This window comes from Nodularia harveyana UHCC-0300 (genome assembly GCF_034931085.1).
In the GTDB taxonomy this organism is placed as follows: Bacteria; Cyanobacteriota; Cyanobacteriia; order Cyanobacteriales; family Nostocaceae; genus Nodularia; species Nodularia harveyana.
Window position 1 is genome coordinate 19,778 of the sequence record NZ_JAYGHG010000024.1, and the last position, 19,684, is coordinate 39,461.

General features: G+C 41.3%; 19 protein-coding genes and 1 pseudogene. 9 read left to right on the plus strand and 11 right to left on the minus strand.

Annotated elements, in window-relative coordinates; translation table 11 throughout:
- Positions 1 to 16 precede the first annotated feature (16 nt).
- Positions 17 to 175: a hypothetical protein gene (locus VB620_RS14205; RefSeq protein WP_323196805.1), complete on the plus strand. Its 159-nt coding sequence runs from the start codon at positions 17 to 19 to the stop codon at positions 173 to 175.
- Between the two features lie 31 nt (positions 176 to 206).
- Here VB620_RS14205 and radA read toward each other — a convergent pair whose 3' ends face one another.
- Complete coding sequence (gene radA / locus VB620_RS14210) at positions 207 to 1,763, minus strand: DNA repair protein RadA (protein ID WP_323196806.1); 1,557 nt, start codon at positions 1,761 to 1,763, stop codon at positions 207 to 209.
- 171 nt (positions 1,764 to 1,934) lie between these two features.
- On the opposite strand from radA, the gene rpaB reads away from it, so the two are divergent.
- From rpaB to VB620_RS14235, 5 genes and pseudogenes are all read left to right on the plus strand, one after another.
- A complete protein-coding gene (gene rpaB, locus VB620_RS14215; protein WP_006196591.1) occupies positions 1,935 to 2,663 on the plus strand; it encodes a response regulator transcription factor RpaB in 729 nt (242 codons plus the stop codon).
- A 61-nt stretch (positions 2,664 to 2,724) separates the two neighbouring features.
- Positions 2,725 to 3,387 carry a cofactor assembly of complex C subunit B gene (locus VB620_RS14220; RefSeq protein WP_323196807.1) on the plus strand — a complete coding sequence of 221 codons (663 nt, stop codon included), beginning with the start codon at positions 2,725 to 2,727 and terminating at the stop codon, positions 3,385 to 3,387.
- Positions 3,388 to 3,393: 6 nt separating this feature from the next.
- A complete protein-coding gene (locus VB620_RS14225; protein ID WP_323196808.1) occupies positions 3,394 to 3,912 on the plus strand; it encodes a DUF456 domain-containing protein in 519 nt (172 codons plus the stop codon).
- 439 nt (positions 3,913 to 4,351) lie between these two features.
- Positions 4,352 to 4,975: a PEP-CTERM sorting domain-containing protein gene (locus tag VB620_RS14230; RefSeq protein WP_323196809.1), complete on the plus strand. Its 624-nt coding sequence runs from the start codon at positions 4,352 to 4,354 to the stop codon at positions 4,973 to 4,975.
- A 24-nt stretch (positions 4,976 to 4,999) separates the two neighbouring features.
- Positions 5,000 to 5,231: pseudogene (locus VB620_RS14235) on the plus strand (DUF456 domain-containing protein); the annotation flags it as partial.
- Positions 5,232 to 5,435: 204 nt separating this feature from the next.
- On the opposite strand, the gene VB620_RS14240 reads toward VB620_RS14235, so the two are convergent.
- The 7 genes from VB620_RS14240 to carB all read right to left on the minus strand — a co-directional run bounded on the left by VB620_RS14240 (position 5,436) and on the right by carB (position 14,401).
- A complete protein-coding gene (locus tag VB620_RS14240) occupies positions 5,436 to 6,071 on the minus strand; it encodes a PEP-CTERM sorting domain-containing protein (protein ID WP_323196810.1) in 636 nt (211 codons plus the stop codon).
- Between the two features lie 596 nt (positions 6,072 to 6,667).
- A complete protein-coding gene (gene nblB, locus VB620_RS14245) occupies positions 6,668 to 7,330 on the minus strand; it encodes a phycobilisome degradation protein NblB (RefSeq protein ID WP_323196811.1) in 663 nt (220 codons plus the stop codon).
- A 47-nt stretch (positions 7,331 to 7,377) separates the two neighbouring features.
- Entirely contained in the window at positions 7,378 to 7,836 is a 459-nt protein-coding gene (locus VB620_RS14250; protein ID WP_323196812.1) for a CBS domain-containing protein, read from the minus strand.
- Positions 7,837 to 8,009: 173 nt separating this feature from the next.
- Complete coding sequence (gene mutT, locus VB620_RS14255) at positions 8,010 to 8,420, minus strand: 8-oxo-dGTP diphosphatase MutT (protein WP_323196813.1); 411 nt, start codon at positions 8,418 to 8,420, stop codon at positions 8,010 to 8,012.
- A gap of 372 nt (positions 8,421 to 8,792) precedes the next feature.
- Positions 8,793 to 9,131, minus strand: a complete 339-nt coding sequence (locus VB620_RS14260) for a DUF760 domain-containing protein (protein ID WP_323196814.1) — start codon at positions 9,129 to 9,131, stop codon at positions 8,793 to 8,795.
- Positions 9,132 to 9,387: 256 nt separating this feature from the next.
- On the minus strand, positions 9,388 to 10,344 hold the full coding sequence (locus VB620_RS14265) for an RNA polymerase sigma factor, RpoD/SigA family (protein ID WP_323196815.1): 957 nt from the start codon (positions 10,342 to 10,344) through the stop codon (positions 9,388 to 9,390).
- 790 nt (positions 10,345 to 11,134) lie between these two features.
- Complete coding sequence (carB, locus tag VB620_RS14270) at positions 11,135 to 14,401, minus strand: carbamoyl-phosphate synthase large subunit (protein WP_323196816.1); 3,267 nt, start codon at positions 14,399 to 14,401, stop codon at positions 11,135 to 11,137.
- Positions 14,402 to 14,555: 154 nt separating this feature from the next.
- Between carB and VB620_RS14275 the strand changes: the two genes are divergently transcribed.
- Positions 14,556 to 14,681 (plus strand): hypothetical protein, encoded by a 126-nt coding sequence (locus VB620_RS14275; RefSeq protein WP_323196817.1) that lies wholly within the window; start codon positions 14,556 to 14,558, stop codon positions 14,679 to 14,681.
- A 558-nt stretch (positions 14,682 to 15,239) separates the two neighbouring features.
- On the opposite strand, the gene dpsA is transcribed toward VB620_RS14275, so the two are convergent.
- Entirely contained in the window at positions 15,240 to 15,794 is a 555-nt protein-coding gene (gene dpsA / locus VB620_RS14280) for a DNA starvation/stress protection protein DpsA (RefSeq protein ID WP_323196818.1), read from the minus strand.
- A 532-nt stretch (positions 15,795 to 16,326) separates the two neighbouring features.
- On the opposite strand from dpsA, the gene VB620_RS14285 reads away from it, so the two are divergent.
- Both VB620_RS14285 and VB620_RS14290 read left to right on the plus strand, forming a co-directional pair.
- On the plus strand, positions 16,327 to 16,584 hold the full coding sequence (locus VB620_RS14285; protein ID WP_323196819.1) for an Asr1405/Asl0597 family protein: 258 nt from the start codon (positions 16,327 to 16,329) through the stop codon (positions 16,582 to 16,584).
- A gap of 59 nt (positions 16,585 to 16,643) precedes the next feature.
- On the plus strand, positions 16,644 to 17,300 hold the full coding sequence (locus tag VB620_RS14290) for a (2Fe-2S) ferredoxin domain-containing protein (protein WP_323196820.1): 657 nt from the start codon (positions 16,644 to 16,646) through the stop codon (positions 17,298 to 17,300).
- Between the two features lie 121 nt (positions 17,301 to 17,421).
- On the opposite strand, the gene VB620_RS14295 is transcribed toward VB620_RS14290, so the two are convergent.
- Both VB620_RS14295 and VB620_RS14300 read right to left on the minus strand, forming a co-directional pair.
- Positions 17,422 to 19,134, minus strand: a complete 1,713-nt coding sequence (locus tag VB620_RS14295; protein WP_323196821.1) for a diflavin flavoprotein — start codon at positions 19,132 to 19,134, stop codon at positions 17,422 to 17,424.
- An 82-nt stretch (positions 19,135 to 19,216) separates the two neighbouring features.
- A complete protein-coding gene (locus tag VB620_RS14300) occupies positions 19,217 to 19,621 on the minus strand; it encodes an endonuclease domain-containing protein (RefSeq protein WP_323196822.1) in 405 nt (134 codons plus the stop codon).
- Positions 19,622 to 19,684: the final 63 nt, after the last annotated feature.

Genomic DNA, 19,684 nt, shown 5'->3' on the forward strand with positions numbered 1-19,684 from the left:
TTTATTGATATTTATTGTGACACAGTTAAAATCTGGTTTTTTGGTGGAAAGGTTTGAGGTGCTGCTGATTTGGACTACGGAAGCTGTCATACGGGAAAAGTCTGATTTTCAGAGAACAGCGTTAGGTGATAAATTCATGGATGATGGTGGGTTACGCTATTCTGACCCACCCTAAAATTTTTGAGAATTTATTTTTTGTTGTTCCCTTATTCTTCGTCTGCTTCCTCTTCTTCGTCATCCAGTTCTAAGTCACTGGCTTCTAAAGTTTGATGGGGAATGGCGGCGATAATTGCATCTATTACTTTGGAGACTGGTAATATCTCGATGCCATAATCAGGGTATTTTTGACCTTTGGGAACGATCGCCCGTTGAAATCCCAGTTTGGCAGCTTCTTTTAATCGTAGTTCCATTTGGGACACTGAGCGAACTTGTCCACCTAAGCCGACTTCACCAATTAATACTGTACCAGGATCAACTATGCGATCGCGGAAACTGGCGACAATGGCGATCGCAATTCCTAAATCTACTGCTGGTTCGGCGACACTCAACCCCCCAGCCGAAGCGACATAAGAATCTAGTTTTGACATGGGAATCCCCACCCGTTTTTCTAACACAGCCAAAATCTGCACCAGACGGTTATAGTCTATTCCCGTACCCGCACGCCGGGGAGAAGGATAACTGGTAGGACTAACTAAAGCTTGTAATTCTACCACAATGGGGCGAGTTCCCTCACAAGCCACGACAATGGCTGTCCCTGGTGCAGGATCATCACGATTTCCTAAAAATAGTTCTGAAGGGTTGGAGACTTCTTTGAGTCCGTGTTGCACCATTTCAAAGATGCCAATTTCATGGGTGGCTCCAAAACGGTTTTTTACTGTTCTTAATAATCTATGGGAGGCAAAGCGATCGCCTTCAAAATACAATACCGTATCCACTAAGTGTTCTAAAACTTTCGGCCCGGCGATCGCACCTTCTTTGGTCACGTGTCCCACAATTAACATGGTAATATCTTCATGCTTTGCCACCTTCATCAATGCAGAAGTACATTCCCTGACCTGGGCTACAGAGCCTGGTGCAGAAGTCAGTGCCGGGAAAAATACCGTTTGAATACTATCAATAACTGCTAAATTAGGTCTGAGAGAATCAATCTCTCGTAAAATCTCTTCTAAATCCGTCTCTGGCAATACATATAAATCCGCATTTTTACCTTCTTCGATTTCTTCTGAAGTCAGAATTTTTACTTCTGCATTTTCAGGCTGATCATCCTCATTACCAGGTAAATCAGGAATTTTTGAGACTCCCAATCGAGAAGCCCGTAATTTTACCTGTTGTCCTGATTCTTCCCCAGTTACATAGAGAATACGGTATCTCTGCGCCAGTGAATTTGATACTTGTAATAGTAAAGTAGATTTACCAATTCCCGGATCACCACCAATCAGAACCATCGAACCGGGAACAATTCCCCCCCCAAGCACCCGATCTAGTTCCCCATAACCTGATTCCCAGCGAGCAATTTGGCGATCGGTAATTTGGTCAAACGTCAGGGAAGCTCTGGCTTTAGCTGGTTTAGTAGCAGGTTTGCCGTTACTCTGATTTGCTTGCCAATTGCTAATTCCTCCCCTAGAAGGTATATCTAGTGACGATTGGATGGAAATCTGCTCTTCTAAGGAATTGAAAGTACCGCAGGCTGGACATTTGCCAAACCATTGAGAAGATTCTGCTCCACATTCGTTACAAACGAAAGAAGTTTTGGGCTTTGCCATTCTTAAAAATTATTGAATAATCTTAATATTTACTTAATTTTTCCGCCAAAGTTAGAATCCAACAATAGTAAAAGATAGAGCTTTTTCTCAATTAATTGATGGAATGATATCTTAATATTATGGTATTAAAAATTAATCATGAGAAAATCTAGTTAGGGAGCGCTGAGAAACTTGGAAAGCCATAAAGAAAAAATCCTGGTGGTAGACGACGAAGCCAGCATTCGCCGGATTTTGGAAACGCGCCTTTCCATGATTGGCTACGATGTCGTAACGGCTGGTGATGGAGAAGAAGCTCTCGAAACTTTTCGGAAATCTGAACCTGACTTAGTAGTGTTAGATGTGATGATGCCAAAGCTTGATGGCTATGGTGTGTGCCAAGAATTGCGTAAGGAATCAGATGTTCCAATTATCATGCTAACAGCCTTGGGGGACGTTGCCGATCGCATCACCGGTCTAGAATTGGGTGCTGATGACTATGTAGTTAAACCATTTTCCCCTAAAGAATTAGAAGCACGGATTCGCTCAGTATTACGACGAGTAGACAAAACTGGAGCTTCTGGTATTCCTAGCTCTGGGGTAATTCACGTTGGAAACATCAAAATAGATACCAATAAACGCCAAGTCTATAAAGGCGATGAACGCATTCGCTTAACAGGAATGGAGTTTAGCCTCCTAGAGTTACTCGTTAGCCGTTCAGGAGAAGCCTTTTCCCGTTCCGAAATTTTACAGGAAGTATGGGGTTATACACCAGAACGCCATGTAGATACTCGTGTGGTAGACGTGCATATTTCCCGTTTGCGCGCCAAGTTAGAAGATGATCCTAGTAACCCAGAATTAATCCTTACAGCTAGAGGTACTGGTTATTTGTTTCAGCGAATTATAGAACCTGGGGAAGAGTAGAAGAGGCAGGGGAGCAGGGAGCAGGGGGAGAAGATGGTAACTTCCCAATGACTAATAACTAATGACTAAATCTGATCCCAATCGAATTTTACGGCGTTTACCCTTAGCTGTGGGTGGATTAGGCGCTGTACTTTTGCTGATTAACCGTTTGCTGACTCCAGAATTAACGGAGTCACAAGCGCGTGGGGACGCAGTGGGTGTAATTTTGAGTGCAGTGTTGATTTTAACAGGTTTAATTTGGCAGCAAGTACAACCGCGATCGCCTGAGACTGTGGAACTAATTGGGGAAGAAGGTTTTGTACTGGCCGCAGATATACCAGAAGCTGTAAAAACAGAATTAGCTTGGGCATCCCATTTATTATTGACTAATACCGTCACGCGATCGCTCATCGTTTACTATCAAGGCAAAATCTTGTTGCGTCGCGGTATTCTCGCTGCTAAAGCCGAAGTCATACCAGGGCCAATCTTAAAACGAGTCTTGGAAACACAAAAGCCAATTTATCTAGTTGCTCTGTATGTATACCCAGGAAGAATAGAATTTGATTATTTACCAGAAAATACCCAAGGTGTAATTTGTCAACCAATCGGTAATCAGGGTGTCTTGATTTTAGGAGCGAATGCACCCCGCAGTTACACCAAACAAGATGAACAATGGATTGCTGGAATTGCTGATAAGTTAGCAGTGACTCTCGATTCTTCTTTACTACCTGATGAGGAAAGTTAAAAGTTTATGCAAGTTATTTATTGGCTACTAATTCTGATCATGCTTGTGGGTATCATTGGTGCAGTAGTTCCCGGTATTCCTGGTAGCGGTTTAATTTTAACCTCAATTATTATTTGGGGGATTCTGGGTGGTTCCTTCGCAGCAATCAAAATACCACTAATTGTCACAGTTTTAGTTTTAGTCCTCAGCATTGGTGTTGATTTTTTAGCCAGTTACTTAGGTGCAAAAAAAGCAGGTGCTAGTAAGTGGGGACAAATCGGTGCAATTGTGGGTTTAATAGTGGGATTTTTTGGTTTACTACCAACGCTACCTTTTGGAGGTCCCCTGTTGGGTATTTTATTAGGACCTCTACTAGGTGCAATTATTGGTGAATTTATCTACCGCCGTCAATTATGGTTAGCAGTTAAAGCTGGTATAGGTATTATAGTCGGTTCGCTGATTGGAAATTTGATTCAAGGCGTATTGGCGATCGCCGCAGTAGTCGTTTTTGTAGTTACAACTTGGCCTCAAGTGTATGGGGGTTAGTAGTTATTTATATTTTACTGGTTTTTAAAGCTAATTAGCTGAAATGCCAGTATAACAAGCTTTTAAACTCCTGCTTTGTAAATAGACTCTGCCGACTAGAACAGACGTTTGCTTTAAGTAAGGCTAAAATTCTAGCCGAAAACCCTGATTATTTCCTTGAATACAAAACTGTTCGATTTACGGAATGTCTATTCTATTTCAACAAATCTATTTAAGTAATTTATACCAAAAATGAAGGTTCGGTAAAGTTGGCTACATAAGTATTGCTACTTTGAAACATTTATGTAATTATCCTATAAGGAAGCAATAAATACATACTCGACTCAAATACTAATCTATTTAGTATATAAAAAATAAGTAGTAGCAGTCGATATATGTAAGTGCATCATGCCACTAAAAATTACACCCACTGTTTTCTACTTTTTGATAGGAGTCTAAAATGATGACATCTAAATCCAACTTCTTTAAATCTGCTCTTGCTGCATTAGCTACCGTACCCGTAGCTGCTACAATCTTCACTCCTGCTGGTTCTGCTGAAGCATTTACTGGTGGTTTTACTTTTGACGGAGCTGGTACTAACTCCGCTATTAGCGCCCTGGGCGCAACCTTTATTCCTGACCCAGGAACTATTTCAATATCGAATGCCGAAGGAGATTTCTTTGCAGATACGACAGGAAGTATTTTCAGCTTCCTTGTTGGCCCTACTAATACTCCAATAATAGACGTTGGAGCGCTCGATGGAACGAAAGTATTGACTTTAATTAATGTGGAAGCACCCAGTATCCAAGGTCTTGCTCCCAATCTATCAGATATCAGGTATGATTTCACTGGAACTTTTGAAGATGGCAGTAACGCAAACGGATTCGTTAATTTCTCCACTTTGTTGGGCGCGTCTGCTGCACAGACAGCATTTGGTCTGGGTCAAACCATTAATGCAAGTTTTTCAGGTGCGACAGTAGCAGTAAATAATGTAACTGTTCCTGAGCCAGCTACACTATTGGGCTTAGGCATAGTAGCCGCAGGTATGGCTGTATCTCGTCGCCGCAAAACCATTCCTCAATAAACCGGTAACCGGTCGATAAAAAAATTACTACCAACTTTACCTTTCGGCAGCCCCTTGTTAGGAATTTTATTAAGACCACTGCTAGGAGGCATAATTGGTGAGTTTATTTACTCGCCAATTATAGTTAGCAGTTAAGGCTTGTATAGGTATTATTATAGTCGGTTAGCTGATTGGAAACTTGATTCAGGGCGTGTTGGCGATCGCCGCAGTAGTCGTTTTTGTCGTTACAACTTGGCCTCAAGTTTATGGCGCTTAATTTATCAGTGAAGCACCTGCAATAAAAAACCCTTATAATTGTCAAGCATCATAAGGGTTAACGAAAAATATTAATTTAATATTAATGTGACACACTACCAGCTTTTGCTTTTGTTATGAGCAGCTACACTGCACAAAGCTGAACTCAGCCGTACTGACAGTCAACATTAGCTGCCATCATCCCTAATTTTTGGGAATTCTGGTATTAAGCACTTACCTGATTTTTCTTCTTTTTAGCCAAGCTGCTGCTAAAAAATGCGCCCAATCCTAAAGCTGCAAGTCCAAGAGTAGTAGTAGGTTCAGGAACTTGAGTAGCTGTCAAAGTCGCAGAAAAGCTACCATTAATGATATTGTTAGCGGTCAGAACACCAGCACCTATAGTTGTACCGCTACCGTCAAAAAAGCTACCACTAAATGCGGTAGTTACGGTGGTTAGAAGACCTGAGCTGGGGGTAAGGGATGTAGCTCTTACAGCGGTGAAAGGATTATCAATGTCAAATGTCCAACCATTAGCAAAAGTGATGAAGGGATTGCTTGCTGAACCAGTGTATTCACCAGCAGCAACACGGTTTAAGTCTAGATTGCTTAATGTTACTTGTCCTGCCGTCAATTCTGGCAGACTAGTAAAGCTACCTTGCGCTCCTTCTAGAATTAACGCTTCACTAAATGAAACTGTCTCTGTCAGAGGATCTAAGGCAGGACTGTTGAATATAGTAGCATTCCCAGCTAAGTTAACTTCACCAACGATGAAGGCTTGAGCAGATGAAATTCCGACAGTGCTGAAGGCTAAGGTGCTAGCAGCAAAAGCTACTCCAATACCGATTTTGTTGAGTGTTTTCATGTTTTTGTCTATACTAAAAGTTTACAGCTGTGTGTGATACAAAATTTTAGGGTAAAAATACACCTTGTTTACTTGCACCTTGTGCCAGTTTTTGATGAGGCTAGGCTGGTAACCATAACCTACCTAATGAGGCACATTTAAGCGAAGAGACTCTGTAAGTTTAGAGAAAACACCTATAGGATGCCTTCTAGAAACACAGTTGATTTAGTTAATCATAGGCTCTAGCCTTATGGCTACTAAATTTAAGTAAATACTACATTAATAAATAGTAAGAACTCAACTCTAAGTTTTCTGGTGGGCAAGGTCTTATGCTTTACATAGTGGTATTATTACACGCAATTTCTGATTTATCTTAAAAAAGCAGTAAAGATAACACTAAGTTTGTGTAAAATTTTTTTCAGTATTTTTTCTACCATACCTATAATACACGTTTTTAAAGACACAAAAACCCAATCATCAAATATTGATTGGGCTGTTATGTATAATTGATGTTTAATTAGCTCTGACAATATACAGCAATATTTCTGGTAATCAGTGATAATTAGGTTCAAACATAAAATTACCGTATACAGGATATTGGCTGTAACTAAAAATACTTAGGCTTGCTGCAAGTATCTTTTAGCCTCATTTGCTACAGCTTCTACTGAATCATCAGCGAGAGTTTCTAAAATCGCTTCCGCATTTGCACCACCCAAATGAGTCAAGGCTTGTACAACTCTATAGCGGATTTGCCAATCGGAGTTGCTAGCAAAGGGAGCTAAAAGGGGGATGGCTTGAATATCTCCCAATTCACCAAAAGAACTAATGGCAGCTGTTTGGACTAATTCATTTTCCGATGAGAGTGCTTGTTTGAGTAATTCAAACCCTCGAGGATCACCTAACTCACCTAATGTCGCAATAATGCTGAATTGTACGAGCCACTCTGGAGTTGTGTTGTAGAGTTGTTGTAAATCCTCAAAAGCATCATGTAGCTTTAATGCACCCAAACAATCTGCTGCTGCTGCTTGGACATCAGGTTCTGGATCTTTAAGCAGATTACGCAATATATCCAAAGATAACGGTAAATTCTGCTGTCCTAGAGTATCCATTTGACTTACTGCTGAGTACCGCACTCGTGAGTTCGTGTCACGAATCGCCATTTGAATCAGTTCAAAAGCTGTTGCTGTTTCTAAATCACGAGCTTGATTCACTGCACGCAAGCGATCGCCCAAATCTTCAGAACTGAGCATTTGCTTTACAGAGTCAGGAGTAATACTCATTTATTTATCCTAATTTTCAAAATTGATAACTGATAACTGATAACTGACTAACTAGCAGCCATAGCTCGAACAATATCACCACGAGTCAGAATACCAACTACTTGACCTGCATTATCAACTACAGGTAAGCGATGAATACTGCGATCGTGCATCAATTGCGCTGCTTCCTTGACAGTTTTTTCGGGAGAAATAGTAATCGGATCTTTACTCATTACGTCGCCGACAAATTGCCCCAATGCTTTGTGTATCTCACGTTCATAAGTACCAGGATTTTGTAAATAGATCACACTATCGAGAAACATAATGTAAGCCGGAGGAGTAACACCAGTTTCTTGCCACATCAAGTCTGTTTCTGAAATAATGCCCACCAATTTACCGACATCATCCACAACAGGTATACCACTGATGCGTTTTTCTGCCAGAATTTGAATAGCTTCTTTCAGTGGAGTTTCCGTCCGCACCACAATTGGGTCGCGTGTCATCACATCAGTAATAGTTTTAGACATTTATTTATTGATACCTTTAATCAAAGTCTCTGTAACCATTGTAGAAAATCGCGGGACTCAACCTAATTCAGTTCATACATCGTTACGGTATTTGGGGATTGGAAACTAAAAATCTTTCCTCCCACACTCCCCACACCTCCCACACTCCCCACACCTCCCACACCCTGCAACCTTTACCCCTGCTTCAAGGCGGCGATAATTTCACTATTAGCTGCGGGGAAAGTAAAGTTTTCCAATTCATCCAAGTTTACCCAGCAAATTGCATCACATTCTAGAGCTTGAGGAATACCTGTAATCAGACGACAGTGATGTACAGTGAGGGTGACGCGTAAGTGAGTGTAAGTGTGATCAATGGTAATCAAATGCTTTCCTACTTCGATTTCTATTCCTAGTTCTTCTTTAATTTCCCGTTGAATACATTCCTCAATGGTTTCACCAGGTTCAAGTTTTCCCCCAGGAAATTCCCATAAACCACCCATGACACCTTCTGGAAGACGACGGTCAATTAAAATTTGCTGATCTTCATTCCAAATTACAGCGACACCAATAATTTTGTGGGGCGGATCGGCACTGATTACACTCATAGATAGTTAATAATTATTGATATTTGGCAGAAATATATAGCAGGGAGCAGGGGAGCAGCACTTCGGCTTACTTCGACTTCGCTCAGTACAAGCCGCTCAGTGTCCGGGAGCAGGGGGAAGCCTTGAAACTCTTTAATTACAATGGTTTTATGATCCGTTTGTGTCCTAACCACCTTGGCGGTTGCTATACATGAACAGTGCAAAATATCTAATTGTACAAAAAAACAGGCAGATTTAGCTAAATATCTGCCGAATGGGAAATTTATGGTCGGGAAAATTTTATAGTTAAAAAATAAATTTAGTGGGTCTATCCATAATTTCTAGGTGGTATAAACCCAATAATTTTAAAGTTCAGGGAAAATCAGTACCTATTTATTGACTGTCTTGATGATCTTCAGTTCCTTGCAAAACATTTTCAAAGTGCATTCTCTGTTCGGCGTTACGCAAAAAATAACCACTAATCATAGCGGAAGCTAGTAGTTGACCGAGGCTTTCCCGGTTGGTGGTTACAGTAATGTCGAAGTGTTCTGAAGGTAGATTTCCTAATAATCCGATGATATTACGCTCCATCACCTGAAAAACTTCAGCCGAATTAGGTTTGGATAGTTGGGTAACTGTGTCCGGACTCAGAGATTTAACGTATTGCCATAACAAGTTACTTGTTTCTTCACCGTTAAAAAATTCTGAGACTTTATGGGATTTGTTACTCATCTTGTACCTCCTGTGCTACCACTACTAGCCGCAGTGGAGTGTTTGCGTCTTGAATAGTAAATGCCTGTCTTTTAATAAAATTTAACTGGCTATTAACTTTTCCTATCAACTAATCTAACAGTCTTCTCTCCGTTTTCAAGTCGGTGGAACCGTACCTTAAGTAGCGTATTTTCTCCTCTCAACCTATTATTAATGTTCTATCAGGATGTTACCTACTACCTCGTGGGTGAAGACGCGATTGATCGCGCCTTTTGGCTTAAATTGCCAAATATTCGTTCATACTGGCTTTAGATTTGCGAAGTTTCGTTAGGGCTTCCCGTTCGATTTGGCGGACTCGTTCGCGGCTGATATTGAGAATATCTCCTATTTTTGCTAGAGTCATGGCTTGTCCATCCAGTAACCCAAAGCGTAATTTAATTACTTCTTTTTGTTGGGCGGTGAGTTGCTCCATCAGTCGCTCTAGGTCATAGGATAGAGAAGATTGCATAACGAACTCTTCTGGAGATGCGCTGGGATCTTCCAGCATTTCCCCTAGTTCGGTATCGTAGTTGTCACCTAAGCGTAAGTCTAAGGATAGAGGTAAACGGGATTTTTCTAGATACTCTCGGACTTGTTTTGGTGTTAACTCTAATTCTTTGGCTAGCTCGATTGCTGAAGGTGCGCGTCCTAATTGCTGAGATAACTGGCGCTGTGCCTTTTTAATTTTATTTAGTTTTTCAGTAATGTGAATAGGTAATCGGATGGTACGAGCTTTTTCGGCGATCGCTCTGGTGATAGCTTGACGTATCCACCAATAGGCATAGGTAGAAAATCTGTAACCTTTAGTGGGGTCAAATTTTTCTACGCCACGCTGCATCCCGATACTACCTTCCTGAATCAGGTCTAGTAGATCCACGTTACGCTTAATATACTTTTTGGCAACGGATACCACTAGACGCAAATTTGCTTCTACCATCTTGCGTTTGGCTGTTTCACCGTCGGCGATCGCATCGTTCAACTCTGTAACTGCTAAATTTGTGGCTACAGCCCACTCTTCTAGACTTGGTTGACGACCCAGTTGGTTAATCAGAGAATCCCTGACTTCATGCAACTTACGGGAAAGTTGCACCTGTTTACCATAGTGGATTTCTTCCTCGTGGGTTAAGAGTGGCACACGGCCAATCTCACGCAGGTAAGTCCGCACGAGGTCTGTGGCTGTCTGAGCGGTCTTCATGGCGCTACTCTGTGGTAATGATGGATTTGACGGTGGGATCATGAACTGATTGATGATGCTGTGGGGTGTTACCCAGTTAGACCGAGAACCCATACTGAGGTTGACAATTTACGCATCCCAAATTATCGGCTGCTAATATTAATCAATTTAAGGTCTTAACTGCTAGACGTTACAGTGATTTTTCATTTTTCACAACTGCTTCAGGTTAGATAAACCTTGGTAGGTGAAAGATTTTTTTTATCTTATATTATAAATAATTGTAACATTTATGAGAAAAAAAGCCAATACCTGTAGCCCTGATCTTTTTGAGCTTTTCCAGTGATCCTGATCAACAGTGGAGGGAATCCAGAGGTGTTAAGCAGTCTCTTAATGAAGATGCCCTTGATTCTTTGTCGTCAAGACTTTACATATAATGTCTTTAGATAAATTTAGGGCAACTTCATCTAAAAATGGTGTCCAACAAGAGACAAGGGGGAAGAAAATCGGCCTTGTCTACTAGATTGTGCAGATTTATTTACCAAGGTAAAAATTATGACAAGTGTTTACAGTTGATTTGTGTTTCAACATACTAGTGTCAACGCCGTCAATAATGATGCTGAAACCACATTTGAGAAGATTCTTTTCCCAGGAAAATAGTTCCTCATAGTTGTTAACATATCTCAATAAAAACAATAATTATTCTTCTATAATCATTGCTTAATTTTTCTGTAAAGAAGAGGGGGGATTGTCAATATTCCCCCATAGCCTCCAATTGCCCAAAGATTTGTGTTTGAGGCTACTTTCTCAGTTTTTAGCCTAGTTCAAGAACTTTACAGTAGTCTTGAATAACTTTTACGTCTAAAGTAGTGGTCTGTAGTGAATGGATAGCAGCTACCGTCGCTCTTGCCCCTGCAATAGTGGTAATAATGGGGATTTTGTAAGCTAAAGCTGTGCGCCGGATTAATCTAGCATCTGTTTGGGCTTCTTCGCCGGAAGGTGTGTTGATAATCAGTTGAATTTTCTGATTTTTAATCGCATCAAGGACATGGGGACGACCTTCATGGAGTTTCAGCACTAATTCCACATCTAACCCTTGTTCTTGAAGAACCTGTCTTGTACCCAATGTAGCCATGACATTAAAGCCTAAGTTAATCAGTTCTTTGACTACATTCACGGCTTCGGATTTGTCCCGATCGCTCATGGAGACAAATACAGTTCCTTTCAGGGGTAAAAACTCTCCCGCCCCTAATTCTGCTTTAGCGAAAGCCCGCCCAAAGTCTTTATCAATGCCCATCACCTCACCAGTGGAGCGCATTTCTGGACCTAATATCGTGTCAGTTCCAGGGAATTTATTGAAGGGTAATACAGCTTCCTTCACCGCAATGTGCGAGGGAATTACTTCTTCTGTAAAGTTGAGTTCTGCTAAGGTTTTACCCGACATAATTAAGGATGCAACCTTGGCTAAGGGTACACCTGTGGCTTTAGACACAAATGGGACTGTACGCGAGGCGCGGGGGTTAGCTTCCAGGATATAAACTTGGGGTGAATAGCTTTGAGCGCCGACTACAGCAAACTGAATATTCATCAATCCCACTACTGATAAGGATTGAGCTAGTTGCACAGTCCAAGTGCGGATTTGATTGAGAACTGCTGGTGACAGAGAAATAGATGGTAAGGAGCAAGCGGAATCTCCTGAGTGAATCCCGGCTTGTTCGATGTGTTCCATGATGCCACCAATTACCACTTTTCCAGTGTGGTCGGCGATCGCATCCACATCTACTTCAATGGCATTTTCCAAGAACTTATCAATTAAAATGGGGTGTTCGGGTTCCACCTGCACCGCAAAGGTCATGTAACGTTCTAATTCTGTATCAGAATAGACAATTTCCATAGCTCGACCCCCCAAAACGTAACTGGGGCGCACCACTACCGGATAGCCAATACGTTGAGCGACAATTAGCGCATCCTCGTAACTGCGAGCGATACCATTGGGTGGTTGAGCAATCTTCAACTCATTGAGAATCTTCTCAAACCGCTCCCGGTCTTCAGCCATATCAATGGAGTCTGGTGATGTCCCCCAAATTTTGGTGGGGAGAGACGGGTGATTTTTGAGAAATTCTTGTAAGGGAACCGCCAATTTCAGGGGTGTTTGTCCGCCAAACTGAATAATTATCCCCACAGGATTTTCGGCTTCGATAATGTTGATCACATCTTCTTTGGTGAGTGGCTCAAAGTAGAGGCGATCGCTGGTATCATAATCTGTGGAAACCGTCTCCGGATTAGAATTAACCATAATGGTTTCAAATCCTGCCTTTTTCAACGCATAGGCGGCGTGACAACAACAATAGTCAAACTCAATTCCCTGTCCGATGCGGTTAGGACCACCACCCAAAATCATCACCTTGGGCTTAGTGGTGGGTAAGACTTCCGTTTCGGTTTCGTAGGTGGAATAATAGTAAGGAGTAAAAGCTTCAAACTCAGCCGCGCAGGTATCCACAGTTTTATAAACCGGGATAACTCCTAATTCTTGGCGGTAGTTGCGGACTTGATCTTCAGTAGTTTTAGTTGCAAAGGCTATTTGGCGATCGCTAAAACCATCACGTTTCACATCATACAATTGCTCTTTTGTCAACTGTTTTAAAGGTGTCCGCTTCAGGAATTTTTCCACATCCAGCAATTGCTGTAGTTTATCCAGAAACCACGGGTCAATCGCCGTCAGTTCGTAGATTTCCTCAGTACTTAAACCCAGTTGTAAAGCATGACGTACCGAGAAAATCCGCTCCGGATGAGGTGTTCGCAATTGAGCGCGAATTTGCTCCCCACTGGGTAACTTTTCCGCTTGGTCGCAACCCCAACCAGCCCGGCCAGTTTCTAAAGAACGCAACGCCTTTTGAAAAGATTCATTAAAAGTCCTCCCAATCGCCATTGCTTCCCCCACAGACTTCATTTGAGTCGTCAGCACAGGTTCAGAACTGGGGAACTTCTCAAAAGCGAAGCGAGGAATTTTGGTAACTACATAGTCAATAGTCGGCTCAAAGGATGCAGGAGTTTGCTTGGTGATATCATTTTTAATCTCATCCAAGGTGTAACCCACAGCCAACTTAGCGGCGATTTTCGCAATGGGGAAGCCAGTCGCTTTAGAAGCCAAAGCCGAACTCCGAGAAACACGGGGATTCATTTCAATGACTACCACATCCCCATTCACAGGATTAATGGCAAATTGGATATTAGAACCACCAGTTTCTACACCAATCTCGCGGATAATTTTAATCGCCATATCCCGCAGACGTTGATATTCTTTATCAGTTAGGGTTTGGGCGGGAGCGACGGTAATGGAATCCCCGGTGTGGATACCCATAGGGTCAAGGTTTTCGATGGAACAGATAATCACCACGTTATCTGCTAAATCGCGCATGACTTCCAATTCGTATTCTTTCCAACCCAGTAGAGACTGGTCAATGAGAATTTGGGAAACAGGACTCGCATCAATACCTACCTGAGCCATTTCCTCAAATTCTTCTTGGTTGTAGGAAATACCGCCACCAGTACCACCCATTGTAAAGGCAGGACGAATAATGAGAGGATAAGTACCAATGCGTTCGGCGATTTCTTTGGCTTCTGCTAAAGAGGAAGCTGTACCACTAGGACAGACACCCACGCCTATCTTAGCCATCGCCTCGTTAAACAGTTTACGATCTTCTGCTTTCTCAATTGCTGGTAACTTAGCGCCAATTAGCTCAACATTATATTTATCTAAAGCACCATTTTTTGCTAGAGCTACAGCAATATTAAGTGCAGTTTGTCCTCCCATTGTGGGTAGCAGCGCATCAGGACGTTCTTTAGCAATAACTTTTTCGACAAAATCTGGTGTTAGCGGCTCAATATAGGTGCGGTCAGCCGTTTCGGGGTCAGTCATGATTGTGGCTGGGTTAGAGTTGACTAACACAACTTCATAGCCTTCTTCGCGCAGTGCTTTACAGGCTTGAGTACCAGAATAGTCAAACTCACAGGCTTGTCCGATGACGATAGGGCCAGAGCCTAACAACAGAATTTTCCGGAGGTCTTGACGACGAGGCATAATTGTTGGGTTTGAGTAAGAGAATACAAATCCTGATTATTTTAAGGGTCTTTCCCCCCAGTCACATTATTTATTATTAAGTTTTTCGGCTTTGACCGCCCAGAGGAAAGCTAGAGAGGCAAAAAACTACTGAGTATAACTCTGATTTCTCTGTGTGATTGCAAACGATCGCCATTTTATGAGGGAAATTGCCGTAGTTACAGTTTATCAGTGGCGTAGGCGATCGCCACTCAGTTCCATGAATAATTCAGCCAATTTTTTGCCTATATCCCATCGGTGAAGGTCAGGTTTCTCAGGTAATAGATTGAGGAATGAGTAGTATTGTTTCAATTTATGCAAGTTTTTCCAGTAGAACTTAATCTGTATATCCCTATTTCTTCACCTTGAGAAATTTCATTTAATTACTAATTATTTTCAATAATCAAACTCTGGACTGATGTAAATTTTTTCAAATTAAACAGATGCTACTTCACTACAGTAAACTTTTTTATCTACATATCGAACTCATTAACAAAAATATTTTCTAACTAGGTAATACTATTTTTTGTAGGACTTACGCATAATCTACGTTTTCTTGGCGTTCTTGGCGGCTTGGCGGTTAGATAAATCAATATTTTTGGCAATTGTTGCGTAAGTCCTATTTTGATAGAGATGCACTTTATTATTAGTGCTAAACTTTTTTAGCACAACCTCAATAATATCTATACCGCTAGGTACTTACATTAAAAATGGCAGATAATAGTTATACTACTCCTGCCATCTTTGATCTTTATTTAGGGTTTAAGTCTACTAACTCTTATCTGAGACTAGATTGCACAAAAACAAAATTATTAAAGAACTAATTTTGCACAGGTTGGACAAATCCCAAGGTTAAGCTATCTTTAGCGAGGAAATGATCTAAATGGTAAGCCCTTTCTTCAGTTTTTACCAGAATTTGCTCATAGAGATAGCGTGTACCACGGTCGCCCAAACTCTCAGCCTGAGAAGCTTGACCCCGAATCACCTTAATAATTGCTTGTTCTGCGGCCAAGTCATTTTCTATCATTTGGCGCGAAGAATATACGCCATCTGGTTCTTGTGCAAAACAGGTTAATTCTGCTAATTTACTAAAGCTAGCAGCTGGTACACCACCAAGTCCATTTAGCCGCTCGCCAATTTCATGGATGTGATCTTGTACTTGCTCATAGCTGTCACTAAAGAACTCATGTAGTGAGTAAAACTCTGAGCCTTCTACTACAAAATGATGCTTTTGGTACTGTAAGTATAGTGCTTGAAAGCTAGCTAATACAACGTTAAAACCTTCAGTTACCGGAGCGGTTACACTGCGGTCTAGCATTACAGGATTATCATAAACCTGACCGAAATTTTGTAATAAGGTTTGTGTTTCAGACATTTGTATCCTCGCTTTTTAACAGTAATAGCTTTTAACTGCTTATCTTTTACATATTAACATTGAAAAAAATAAAAGCAAGCTTAAAATAATATCAAATATTTGAGATTTACCTGTCTCTAAAATAACAATTTTTATTTTGCAACAGGATGCTTGTACTCCATAGTCTAGTGTTGATTATTTGGCACTAATGAGAATATTTAGAAATTATTTTATAAACCTAAAAATAGTTAAATCTAAGTTCTATTGAGATTTTTTGCTATATAAACAAAGCAAGTATTTTTTATACATTTAGATATGGAGGATCAGGCTGTTGGGGAATAATTTACCTGATATCCCCATTCTCTAGTTCCCAGTCCCAGATGCATAACCGGAATTTATGGGACAGTTTTGAGATTTTTTCTTAATTCTATTGAGAATAGTTTGCACTTAAGCTATGCTGGTTTAAAGAGGCTATACTCCCCAATATTTTTCTACTGAGGGGGTAAAGGCACGGTAGTTACTGTAATTTAGTCGCAGGTTGAGGGCTAGTTTATTGAAACCGTTAAGTTCAGGAATCGAGAAAAATTTTGTTTTAGGCGTGGAGTGGCTAGACCGATGGCCAGTCTATCAACGCTTAAAGGAGCTAGATATTCCCTGTTGGTGTGAGATTAACCAGCCATTGCGGGTTGAAATTAATCATCCTCTCGCCATAGTTCAAGTTTGGTCTGTGATGCAGCAATTTAGAGCATCGCGCCAAGATTTGATTGGGAGTTTGGAAAACTGTTGGAAAAGTCGCTACCGAAAGTTTTAAAGTTTTGACATATAACAGATGATATTCAGGCTGAGTTAGTTAACAGGAGATTAAGTAAAATGAATGCATCTTACAATACAGGCATTTCGGAATTTTGCCTGGAAGGAAGGTTTATAGATTTTGTAATTAAAGATGGTTATAAGTTGAAGGGGCTGTTATTAGGCACTTCTGAGGGTGAATGCTATGTTAAACTTGCTAAACATTTACGTGCTGCTTTTGACTTGCGTTTAGCACCGGGTACTTGGTTGCAAGTTGTGGGTTATAAAAAGCGTGATATAAAAAAAGATAAAGTTATTTTAAAAGCAGAGCGGGTGATGGCAGCTCGTCCTGAAATCGGGAGAATGGTAACCCCAGTACAGGAAACCCCAGCGATGAAAAGCACTCAGGAAAAAGCAGGTAAAAATAAAGCCACAATTTTGGTGTGTCAAAAGTCTGATTGTATGAAGCGTGGTGGTAAGGCGGTTTGTCAGGCTTTGGAGGCGGCTTTAAGTCATCGTGGTTTGGAAGATAAAGTGACGATTAAAGGTACTGGCTGCATGAAAAAATGTAAAGCAGGCCCTAATATAGTCATGCCCGATAAAACCCGCTATAGTCGTATTCCCTCTAAACAAGTCCCGGTGATTATGGATAAGCATTTTGCAGATATGAGGGAGGAACAGCAGCCAGATAGTTGCTCAGAAGTGGTTATACGCCATTGTCAGTTGGACGGAATGTGATTGAGAAGGTTTTCTGGGTTTTTTTACGGGATTTTTGCTAATTATTTGCAATAATTTTTCTGCGATCGCCTGTATGGTTAAATTATAGTTAGGGCGATCGCATCATATTTTCTGAATCTATCTAATAATGACTTCCTGTTTTCCTTTGGTGAACAGCCGTCACACCATCTTTATCTAAGACTTTGCCATTATCTACAGTGGCATAAACCAGCCAATGATCACCTGATTCCAAGCGACCTTGTACAGCACATTCCAAATATGCTAAAGCATCAGTCAGGATGGGAGAACCACTTTCCGAGTCCTCAGCCGGAATATCACCAAATCGGTCTTGTCCTGGTCCAAAAGGTTTGAGGAAGTGTTTCATTAAGCCTATGTGCTTACCTTCCGGGAGAATATTGAGGACAAATTTATTTCCTGAGTGCATCAGAGTTTCTAACGCCCGGTCTTTAGCCACAGCTATAGTTAAACCAGGAGGGTTAAAGCTGGCTTGAGATACCCAAGAGGCTAACATCGCGCTGGAGATATCCCCTTCTTTGGCTGTAACCACACAAAGAGAACCGACTATCCGCCCAACGGCTTGTTCGACATTTGTGGCTGGTTGGCTGGGAACACGTACTTTTTTCGCTTTTTTCAAGGCTTGAGCAAAATCGGTTCCGGCTTCTTCACACAATTGTAAGGTGACATCATTAGGTTTGAATTTAACCCGAATGGCATCAAAACCGAATCTGTAGCCCGCGTCTTTCAGTTTGTTTTCAATTAAATCAACGGCTTCACCACTCCAACCGAAGGAACCAAAAACACCCGCAAGTTTATTATTAGTAGCGGTGGAGAGGACAATTCCTAATGCTGTTTGCACTGGTGTGGGTGCGTGACCGCCGAGGGTAGGCGAACCGATAATGAAACCGGCAGATTTTTCTACAGCTTTCTGGATGTCTTCTGGTTCTGTAAATTCACAGTTAATTGATTCTACTGCTACCCCTGCTTTAGTAATACCACGAGCGATCGCCTGAGCCAATGTTGCTGTATTTCCATAAGCCGATGCATAAATTAGCGCTACTGTCAAGTCAGCCGAGGCTTGTTGTTGAATCCATTGTCTGTAGGCTTTTGTCAATTCAATCAAGCCATAACGGACTATGGGTCCATGTCCAGTAGCATACATTCTCGTAGGTAAATCAGCCAGTTTATCTAATGCTGTTTCCACTTGACGAGCATGGGGAGCCATCAGACAATCAAAATAATAGCGTCGGTCTTCGTTGATACTCTCCCAGCCTTCATCAAATACCTGATCACCACAAATATGCGCCCCAAATAGCTTATCTGAGTAGAGAATTTCTGTTTGGGGGTCATAAGTGCAAAGCTGATCTGCATAACGAGGGTTAGGGGTGGGAATGAATTGTAAATCATGACCTTTACCTAAATTCAGGGTTTCTTCCCCCCGCATGACCAGAATTGGTAAATCTTGATTTTCTAAAGTACCGCGTAAATTTTTAGACCCAGGATTAGAACAAACAAAGGTAATCTGTGGTGCTAGTTCTAACAAAGCTTTAATAGTAGCGGCGCGGTTGGGATTAACGTGACCCAGAATCACATAATCAATGGTGCTGACATCCAGCCGTTGCTGCAATGCTTCTAGGTAAATTTGCGTAAATGTTTCTCCTGGAGGGTCAATCAAAGCAATTTTATCGCCTTGAATCAGATAAGAATTAGCTGTTGTCCCCTTAGCTAAAGCATATTCTATTTCAAATCTCAATCTTGACCAACTGCGCGATCGCATGACTGTAGTATCTGTCCCAATAGGCAGAACTTGCACATCACGGGGTTTGTTTATAGACATGGTTTTATTTCTTTATTTCTAATTTCTCATAACTCTTGTCCCCCTCCTCATTCTTGTCCCCCTCCTCGCTTGCGGGGAGGGGTTAGGGGTGGGGTCTTATTGTCACTAAAATTTTTTCTAAAACCCCCTCTATATTTAACAAAACATCTTCATTCTTAAACCTCACCACCCGCAAACCCAAAGATTCTAAAAACTCTTGTCGAATAGCATCTTTTAATTGAGTGTAATTATGAACCTCTCCATCCACCTCAATCACTAATTTGATGTCGTGACAATAAAAGTCAACGATAAATCTATCAATAACCTGCTGACGACGAAACTTAAAACCTAGCAGTTGTTTATTTTTTAATCTTTGCCAAAGTAGTTTTTCTGACAATGTGGGTTCAGTCCGCATCTGTCGGGCTAAAGGTTTAAGTTTTTCCCAGAGTTCTGGGGGGCTTTGCCAAGGAACAGGAAGGCCTTCTGTGTGGTGGTGATCTGGAATCATTTGAGATGAATTTTTAGGGTTAATCGTTTTCCCTCAGCAATATAACCCCACCCCCTAACCCCC

What these genes read in the sequence shown, in the direction of transcription:
- radA (WP_323196806.1), bottom strand. Translation starts at nt 1,763, where the DNA reads ATGGCAAAGCCCAAAACTTCTTTCGTTTGTAACGAATGTGGAGCAGAA.
- VB620_RS14220 (WP_323196807.1), top strand. Translation starts at nt 2,725, where the DNA reads ATGACTAAATCTGATCCCAATCGAATTTTACGGCGTTTACCCTTAGCT.
- VB620_RS14225 (WP_323196808.1), top strand. Translation starts at nt 3,394, where the DNA reads ATGCAAGTTATTTATTGGCTACTAATTCTGATCATGCTTGTGGGTATC.
- VB620_RS14230 (WP_323196809.1), top strand. Translation starts at nt 4,352, where the DNA reads ATGATGACATCTAAATCCAACTTCTTTAAATCTGCTCTTGCTGCATTA.
- VB620_RS14240 (WP_323196810.1), bottom strand. Translation starts at nt 6,071, where the DNA reads ATGAAAACACTCAACAAAATCGGTATTGGAGTAGCTTTTGCTGCTAGC.
- nblB (WP_323196811.1), bottom strand. Translation starts at nt 7,330, where the DNA reads ATGAGTATTACTCCTGACTCTGTAAAGCAAATGCTCAGTTCTGAAGAT.
- VB620_RS14250 (WP_323196812.1), bottom strand. Translation starts at nt 7,836, where the DNA reads ATGTCTAAAACTATTACTGATGTGATGACACGCGACCCAATTGTGGTG.
- mutT (WP_323196813.1), bottom strand. Translation starts at nt 8,420, where the DNA reads ATGAGTGTAATCAGTGCCGATCCGCCCCACAAAATTATTGGTGTCGCT.
- VB620_RS14260 (WP_323196814.1), bottom strand. Translation starts at nt 9,131, where the DNA reads ATGAGTAACAAATCCCATAAAGTCTCAGAATTTTTTAACGGTGAAGAA.
- VB620_RS14265 (WP_323196815.1), bottom strand. Translation starts at nt 10,344, where the DNA reads ATGAAGACCGCTCAGACAGCCACAGACCTCGTGCGGACTTACCTGCGT.
- carB (WP_323196816.1), bottom strand. Translation starts at nt 14,401, where the DNA reads ATGCCTCGTCGTCAAGACCTCCGGAAAATTCTGTTGTTAGGCTCTGGC.
- dpsA (WP_323196818.1), bottom strand. Translation starts at nt 15,794, where the DNA reads ATGTCTGAAACACAAACCTTATTACAAAATTTCGGTCAGGTTTATGAT.
- VB620_RS14290 (WP_323196820.1), top strand. Translation starts at nt 16,644, where the DNA reads ATGAATGCATCTTACAATACAGGCATTTCGGAATTTTGCCTGGAAGGA.
- VB620_RS14295 (WP_323196821.1), bottom strand. Translation starts at nt 19,134, where the DNA reads ATGTCTATAAACAAACCCCGTGATGTGCAAGTTCTGCCTATTGGGACA.
- VB620_RS14300 (WP_323196822.1), bottom strand. Translation starts at nt 19,621, where the DNA reads ATGATTCCAGATCACCACCACACAGAAGGCCTTCCTGTTCCTTGGCAA.